Source organism: Gilliamella sp. B14384G12, from assembly GCF_016101825.1.
Lineage (GTDB): Bacteria > Pseudomonadota > Gammaproteobacteria > Enterobacterales > Orbaceae > Gilliamella > Gilliamella apicola_N.
Map to the genome: position 1 here is coordinate 1 of NZ_JACFPU010000081.1, position 260 is coordinate 260.

Annotated in this window: 1 pseudogene; it reads right to left on the reverse strand. The window is 34.6% G+C overall.

Going from position 1 to position 260, the window contains the following annotated elements:
* Positions 1–37: 37 nt before the first annotated feature.
* Positions 38–260 (reverse strand): annotated as a pseudogene (locus tag H3S73_RS14125) (helix-turn-helix domain-containing protein); the annotation flags it as partial.

Consider the following 260-nt stretch of genomic DNA (forward strand, 5'->3'; position numbering starts at 1 on the left):
TGTCTTAAGGAATACTGATATTTAAGAGCTAAAACAACTAACGTTTTTTCTTTGTTTGTTGTCGTTTTGCTTGTTTCAGCTCTTCTAACTTTTTTAGAACAGCATTTTCTGCTCGTAGATAAGCAATTTCCTCTTTTAATGCTTCAATTGTTTTTTCATCATCACTGTCAGTAGATTCAATACGGGGTTGCTTCATACAGGGTTTTCCTCTGGAACGATATTCAAGCCCTCGGAAACCTTTTTTATGATATCTATCAAGC